The sequence below is a fragment of the Rhodococcus sp. CX genome, from assembly GCF_015865005.1.
In the GTDB taxonomy this organism is placed as follows: Bacteria; Actinomycetota; Actinomycetes; order Mycobacteriales; family Mycobacteriaceae; genus Rhodococcus.
Window position 1 is genome coordinate 1 of sequence record NZ_JADZGH010000189.1, and the last position, 6,782, is coordinate 6,782.

Annotated in this window: 5 protein-coding genes and 1 pseudogene; 2 read left to right on the forward strand and 4 right to left on the reverse strand. The window is 70.3% G+C overall.

All coding sequences use genetic code 11. From position 1 onward, the window contains the following. Positions 1–1,021 (reverse strand): annotated as a pseudogene (locus tag I0Q12_RS20200) (hypothetical protein); the annotation flags it as partial. A 227-nt stretch (positions 1,022–1,248) separates the two neighbouring features. Then, positions 1,249–2,571, reverse strand: coding sequence for an acetyl-CoA C-acetyltransferase (locus tag I0Q12_RS20205; protein WP_197253972.1), 1,323 nt, complete (start codon positions 2,569–2,571; stop codon positions 1,249–1,251). 107 nt (positions 2,572–2,678) lie between these two features. Here I0Q12_RS20205 and I0Q12_RS20210 point away from each other — a divergent pair, with 107 nt between their 5' ends. Then, entirely contained in the window at positions 2,679–4,025 is a 1,347-nt protein-coding gene (locus I0Q12_RS20210; protein WP_197253974.1) for a 3-oxoacyl-ACP reductase, read from the forward strand. Further along, a complete protein-coding gene (locus I0Q12_RS20215) occupies positions 4,026–4,883 on the forward strand; it encodes a MaoC/PaaZ C-terminal domain-containing protein (protein WP_197253976.1) in 858 nt (285 codons plus the stop codon). 77 nt (positions 4,884–4,960) lie between these two features. On the opposite strand, the gene I0Q12_RS20220 is transcribed toward I0Q12_RS20215, so the two are convergent. Both I0Q12_RS20220 and I0Q12_RS20225 read right to left on the reverse strand, forming a co-directional pair. Then, positions 4,961–5,569, reverse strand: coding sequence for a TetR/AcrR family transcriptional regulator (locus tag I0Q12_RS20220; protein WP_197253978.1), 609 nt, complete (start codon positions 5,567–5,569; stop codon positions 4,961–4,963). An 85-nt stretch (positions 5,570–5,654) separates the two neighbouring features. Next, positions 5,655–6,782, reverse strand: a 1,128-nt coding sequence (locus tag I0Q12_RS20225) for a glycoside hydrolase family 3 N-terminal domain-containing protein (RefSeq protein ID WP_197253980.1), incomplete at its 5' end; no start/stop codon positions are given.

Here is a 6,782-nt window from a genome sequence, read left to right on the forward strand (position 1 = left end):
CGGAGGCGGTGCCTTCCGGCGTCCTTTCCGTCGGGGGCTCGGCTGCGGACGCAGCCGGCTGGGCGGGCGGCGTGTTCCTGATCGCGGACATGTCGATCGCGACGGTCGGCGCCGAGTCGTCGACGGCGAGTGCCTGCTCGGCAGGTGCTGTGTCGGGTACCTGCTCGGCCGGCGCCTCGGTGGGCGCCTGCTCGGCGAGTGCCGCGGTGGGCGTCTGCTCGGCCGGCACCTCGGTGGTGTCCTGCTCGACGAGCGCTGCAGCGGTTGCCTGCTCGAGGGGTGCTGCGGCGAGTGCCTGCTCGGCCGGTGCTTCTGCGGCCGGTTCCGGCTGCAGACCGGCCTGCGGCGCGGTCGGCGGTTCGTCCGGGGTGCGGTCCGCGGCCGGTGGATCGATTCCGGCGTCCTTCAGGGAGGTCGCGGCGGTCGGTGCCGCAGGCTCGACCGGGGCCGCAGGCTCGGTGAACACGGGCTTGGTGAACGCGAAGGGCGCGGGCTTCTTCGGCGCAGCCGGAATGGCGGCGGTCGGGATTTCCCAAGGCTTGAGCCGAGTCTGCGGGGGCTCGGGAGCCGGCGGGGTCCCCGGCGCGGCGGGCGCGCTCTCGGTGGCGGACGTGTCCGGGGCGACGGGCTCCTCCGCGGCCGCCGGTGTCTCCGGCGCCCGGTCCCCGGCTTCCCGCTCGGGTGCCGCATCGGCGACCTCGGCAGCGCCCTCCTCGGCAGCGCCCTCCTCGACAAGGGCCTCTTCGACGGGGGCGGCCGTGTCGTTCCGAGCTGCGGACGGTTCGGGTGCCGGGGCGGCCTTCGACGGGGTCGGGAGCGGAGCCATCGAGACGAACCGTTCGGTGGGTGCCGGGGCGGTCGGCTCGGCAACGACATCGGGTTTCGCGTCGGCGGCGGTTCCTGCCGTGTGGTCCGGTGCGGCCGCGGCGGCCGTTTCGGGCTTCCTCTGCGCTTCCGCCTCGTTGGGGGGAACGGCACCGCTCATGTTCGCGCGGTCGTCCGCCCCGTTGTTACCACTCACCCGTGTCCTTCCGACTGGGCACCCCACGACCGGGTGCGCCTTTCCACCAAGCGTAAATGCCGGTCCCGGCGCACTCCGATCCGAGCCCGGCGCAAGGGCACCGGAAACGAGAAAGACCCCGCGTTGCCACCAGGTCGGGGGTCAGGCAGCAATGCGGGGTCGATAGGTCTATCGACCCTCTCCCCGGGACGTTACAAACCTTCCGGAATTTTTTTCGTGCGGTCTTCTCAGGCCTCGAGGATCGCGGTGACGCCCTGTCCCCCGGCCGCGCAGATGGAGATCAGGCCGCGTGCGGGCTTGCCGGTTTCGGCCTTCTTCTCGTGCAGCATCTTGGCGAGCGACGCGACGATCCGGCCACCGGTCGCGGCGAACGGATGCCCGGCCGCCAGGGACGATCCGTTGACGTTGAGCTTGCTGCGGTCGATCGAGCCGAGCGGTGCGTCGAGGCCGAGCCGGCCCTTGCAGTACTCCTCCGACTCGAAGGCCTGCAGCGTCGCGAGCACGACGGACGCGAACGCCTCGTGGATCTCGTAGAAGTCGAAGTCCTGCAGGGTCAGGCCGTTGCGCTTGAGCAGGCGCGGGATCGCGTAGGTCGGGGCCATCAGCAGACCGTCGCCGCCGTGGACGTAGTCGACCGCGGCGGTCTCGGAGTCCACGAGATACGCGAGGACGGGCAGGCTGCGGGCGGCCGCCCACTCCTCGCTGGACAGCAGGGCCGCGGATGCGCCGTCGGTCAGCGGAGTGGAGTTGCCGGCCGTCATGGTGGCGTCGCCGAGTTTCGTGCCGAACACCGGCTTCAGCGTCGACAGCTTCTCGACCGACGAATCGGGGCGGAGGTTGTCGTCGCGGGTCAGGCCGAGGAACGGGGTGACGAGGTCGTCGAAGAACCCGCGGTCGTAGGCGGCGGCCATGTTGCGGTGGCTCGCGGCGGCGAGTTCGTCCTGGTCGGCGCGGGCGATGCCGAATTCCTTGGCGGTGATCGCGGCGTGTTCGCCCATCGACAGGCCGGTGCGGGGTTCGCCGTTGCGGGGGATCTCGATGCCGAGCATCGACGGGCGCACGTGGCCGAGCAGCTTGAGGCGGTCACCGGTCGAACGCGCGCGGTTGAGCGACAGCAGGAACTCGCGCAGGTCGTTGTTGACACCGATGGGCGCGTCGGAGGTGGTGTCGACGCCGCCGCCGATGCCCGATTCGATCCGGCCCGCGGCGATGGCGTCGCCGACGGCGATGATCGACTGCAGGCCGGTGCCGCAGGCCTGCTGCAGGTCCCACGCGGGTGTGTAGGGGCTCAGCGGGCTGCCGAGCACGCATTCGCGGATCAGGTTGAAGTCGCGGCTGTGTTTGAGGACCGCGCCGCCGACGACGGCGCCGAGCTGCTCACCCTGCAGGTTGAAGCGGCTGACCAGACCGTCGAGGGTCGCGGTGAACATGTCCTGGTTCGAGGCGCGGGCGTACTTGCGGTCGGACCGGGCGAACGGGATGCGGTTTCCGCCGAGGATCGCGACGCGGCGCGACGAGCGCGAAGAGCTGGAACGGGCTTTTGTGGTCACGTGTCGTCTCCCGGTGTTCTGATGGATGCGAACTCTGGATACTATTCTTACTCACGAGTAAGTTATTGTCGACACCGCATGACCTCCGAACCAGAGAAGGTGGAATCGTGGCCGAAACCAAGGGCGCACCCAAGCTCTACGCCCAGTTCATCACCTCCGCACCCGGTGCTTTCCTCGCCAAGCAGTTCGGATTGCCCCAGCCGGAGAAGCTCCGCCGCTACCAGCCGGGTGAGCCCCCGCTCGCCGGTCCGGTGCTGCTCGGCGGCAACGGCCGGCTCGTCGAGCCGATCCGCGCGCTGCTCTCCGACTACGTCTTCGCCGAGCCCGACGAGAAGAGCTTCGGCGCCCTGGTGTTCGACGCGACCGGCATCACCGACGTCGCCGGGCTCGAGCAGCTGTTCACGTTCTTCCAGCCGGCGATCAAGGCTCTCGGCCCGTGCGGCCGTGTCGTCGTCCTCGGCACCACGCCGGAGGAAGCGTCCTCGGTCGACGAGCGCATCGCCCAGCGCGCCCTCGAGGGCTTCACCCGCAGCCTCGGCAAGGAACTGCGCCGCGGCGCGACCGTGCAGCTCGTGTACGTCTCGCCGAAGGCACCCGCCGGGCTGTCCGGTGTCGAATCCACCCTGCGCTTCCTGCTCTCCGCCAAGTCCGCGTTCGTCGACGGCCAGGTCGTGCGCATCGGTGACGGCGAGGCCACCGCGCCCGAGTCGTGGGACAAGCCGCTCGCCGGGAAGGTCGCCGTCGTGACCGGCGCCGCGCGCGGCATCGGCGCGACCATCGCCGAGGTCCTCGCCCGGGACGGCGCAACCGTCGTCGCCGCGGACGTCCCCGCGGCCGGCGAGGCGCTGGCGCAGACCGCGAACAAGGTCGGCGGAACCTCCCTCGCGCTCGACGTCACCGCCCCCGACGCGGGCGAGAAGCTCGCTGCGCACCTGCTCGAGCGGCACGGCGGCGCCGACATCATCGTGCACAACGCCGGCATCACCCGCGACAAGCTGCTCGCCAACATGGACGCGGGCCGCTGGAACTCGGTGATCGCCGTCAACCTCCTCGCTCCCCAGAAGATCACCGAGGTGCTCGTCGAGAAGGGTGCGCTGAAGGAGGGCGGCCGCGTGATCGACGTGTCGTCGATCGCCGGGATCGCCGGCAACCGCGGCCAGACCAACTACGGCGCCTCCAAGGCGGGGGTCATCGGTCTCGTGCAGGCCACCGCACCGGTGCTGGCCGAGAAGAAGATCACCGTCAACGCCGTCGCGCCCGGCTTCATCGAGACCGCGATGACCGCCGCGATCCCGCTCGCCACCCGCGAGGGCGGCCGCCTGATGAGTTCCCTGCAGCAGGGCGGCGAGACCGTCGACGTCGCCGAGACCGTCGCGTGGTTCGCGAACCCGGCGTCGAGTGCCGTCACCGGCCAGGTCGTGCGTGTGTGCGGCCAGTCCATGCTGGGGGCGTAGATGGCCGTCATCGAACTCGACTCGGTGCCGTCGATCCTCGACGTCTACTCCCGCGCGGTGCTCTCCGCGCTGCCGGTCGTCGGCGCGTCGGGTGACACGCTGCCCGACGACACGCTGCTGCTGCGCGGCGTTCGCGTCGACCAGGACAACCTCGCCGAGTACGCGAAGGTCTGCGGGCTGCGTTTCGGTGACACCCTGCCGCTCACCTACCCGTTCACGCTCGCGTTCCCCCTCGTGATGAAACTGATGGTGTCCAAGGGCTTTCCGTTCGCGGCCATGGGTTCGGTGCACGCGGAGAACGTGATCGAGCAACTCCGGCCGATCTCCGCCACCGAACCGCTGGACCTCCGGGTGCACGCGACCGATCTGCGGGAGCACCGCAAGGGCATGCTCGTGGACGTGGTCACCGAGATCTCCGTCGGTCGTGAACCGGTCTGGCGCCAGACCTCGACGTTCCTGCACCAGCAGCGCACGTCGCTGTCCGGCGCCCCGAAGCCGGAACCGGAACCCCAGGTGATCCCGCCCGTGCCGACGTCGACCCTGCGGGTGGACCGCAAGACGATCGACCGCTACGCGGCCGTCTCCGGCGACCGCAATCCGATCCACGTCTCGACCTTGGGCGCCAAGGCATTCGGCTTCCCGCGCACCATCGCGCACGGCATGTGGAGTGCCGCAGCGGCGCTGCGGGCCGTCGAGGGACGCGTCCCGGACAAGGTCACGTACTCGGTGCGGTTCGGGAAGCCGGTGCTGCTGCCGGCGACGGTGAACCTGTACGCGCAGCAGGTCGCGGACGGCTGGGACCTGTCCCTGCGGCATCCGGAGAAGCAGTACCCGCATCTGAGCGCCACGCTGCGCTGAGACGGGACGGCACAACGACTTCGGGTGGTCCGGGGCGCGATGGGGGCGTCCCGGTCCACCCGATCCGTATTCGGGGGTCAGCCGGGCGTATCGGTGCGTCGGCGGCCGGCGAGGCCACGCCACGCGAGGTTCTCGAGCAGATCGGCGGCCTTGGCGACGTCGATCTCGCCGCCGGCGATGCGGTCGGCGACCGCCTCACCCGCGCCGACCAGTGCGACCGCCATGATGGTGAAGTCCATGTCCGGTTCCGGGTCGCGCGTGCTCGATTCGAGCAGGTGCGCGGTCAGTTCGATGAGCCGGTCGCGGCTGCTGCGCACCTGGTTCGCGAAGGCCTGCTGGGCGAGGGCCTGACGGTAGAGCACCATCCACGAGTGCCGATGTTCGTCGACGAATCCGAGGAACGATTCGAGCGCGACCCGCAGTTGCGCGCGCGGCGGCAGGTTGGGATCGCCCGCCGGAGCCAGGGCTTCGACGAATCGCTGCCCCTCCCGGCCGATGCACGCGGCGAACAGTTCGTCCTTCGAGCCGTAGTACAGATACAGCATCGGCTTCGAGATCGAGGCGCGCGCCGCGATCGCGTCCATCGACGTCTCGTGGAAACCCTTCTCGGAGAACACCTCCACGGCGGCATCGAGCATCTGCTGTTCCCGCACCGCGCGAGGCAGTCGCTTGGTACCGCCGGCCATGTCTCCTCCATACTGCTCGGGTCTCGCTCCTTACCCTAGGGTAAGGAGCGCGGGTGGGTTCTCCGGATTTCGGAATCCCGGAAAATCAGCAGCCGAGCGCACCCTTGGCCCGCGCGACCGTGCGCACCGCGTCGTCCACCTGCGCGGCCGGCAACGCGCCCGACCGCACGGACTGCTCGAGACGATCGAGAACCTCGGGCACCTGATCGGTGGTCAGCCACAACGCCTGGTCGACACCGGCGATCAACGCCGCCTCCACGGCCTCGGCGATGCCGTAACTGTCGGTGATCGCGCGCATCCCGGACAGATCGTCGGTGAAGATCACCCCGTCGAACGGCGGTGCCCCGTACCCGGCACCGTCGCGCAGCAACCGCACCGCCGCGGGGCTGATGCTCGCCGGCCGCCCGTCGGTCAGCCCCGGCACGTCGAGATGGCCGATCATCACGGCGACCCCGGACGTGACGAGTTCGCGATAGGGCACGAGGTCGATCCGCTGCAGCTGAGCGAGCGGCGGGGCGACCACCGCGCCCGTGTGCGAATCACCCGACGCCGAGCCGTGACCCGGAAAGTGCTTGAGCACCGGGAGAATTCCCGCATCGCGCAACCCCCGCGCGTACGCGTCGGCGTACTGCACGACGACCTGCGGATCGTCGGAGTAGGAACGGTCGCCGATCACGTCGTCGTCGGCCCGGTCGGTCACGTCGACATCCGGCGCGAAATCCACGGTGATGCCCAGCTCCCGCAGTTCGCGGCCGCGCTCGAGCGCCATCGCGTAGGTTTCCTCGACGCTCATCGTCTGCGCCGTGACCCGCGCCGACGGATCCTCCCCGAGCAGCTCACCGACCCGCGAGACGCGGCCGCCCTCCTCGTCGATCGTCACCATCAGCGGCAGGGGGCTCTGTGCGGCGACCGCGGGGATCTCCCGGTTCGACAGCATCGACACGTCGGTCCAGCTGCCGATGAAGATGCCGCCGATCTGCTCGGACTGCACGATCGCCAGCGCGTCGTCGGTGCCGGTCACCCCGACGTTGAGCAGCTGCGCGAGCTTCTGCCGCAACGACAGCGACGCGAGCAGATCGTCGCCGCACACCGGTGCGGGTGCCGGTGCCGCCACGGGCTCGGTCGTCGTGGTCGTGGTCGTGGGAGCCGCCGATGTCGCGGACACGGACTCGGTTGCGGCGGTCGACGAGACGTCCGGCGAGTCGTTCCCGCC

What these genes read in the sequence shown, in the direction of transcription:
- I0Q12_RS20220 (WP_197253978.1), bottom strand. Translation starts at nt 5,569, where the DNA reads ATGGCCGGCGGTACCAAGCGACTGCCTCGCGCGGTGCGGGAACAGCAG.
- I0Q12_RS20215 (WP_197253976.1), top strand. Translation starts at nt 4,026, where the DNA reads ATGGCCGTCATCGAACTCGACTCGGTGCCGTCGATCCTCGACGTCTAC.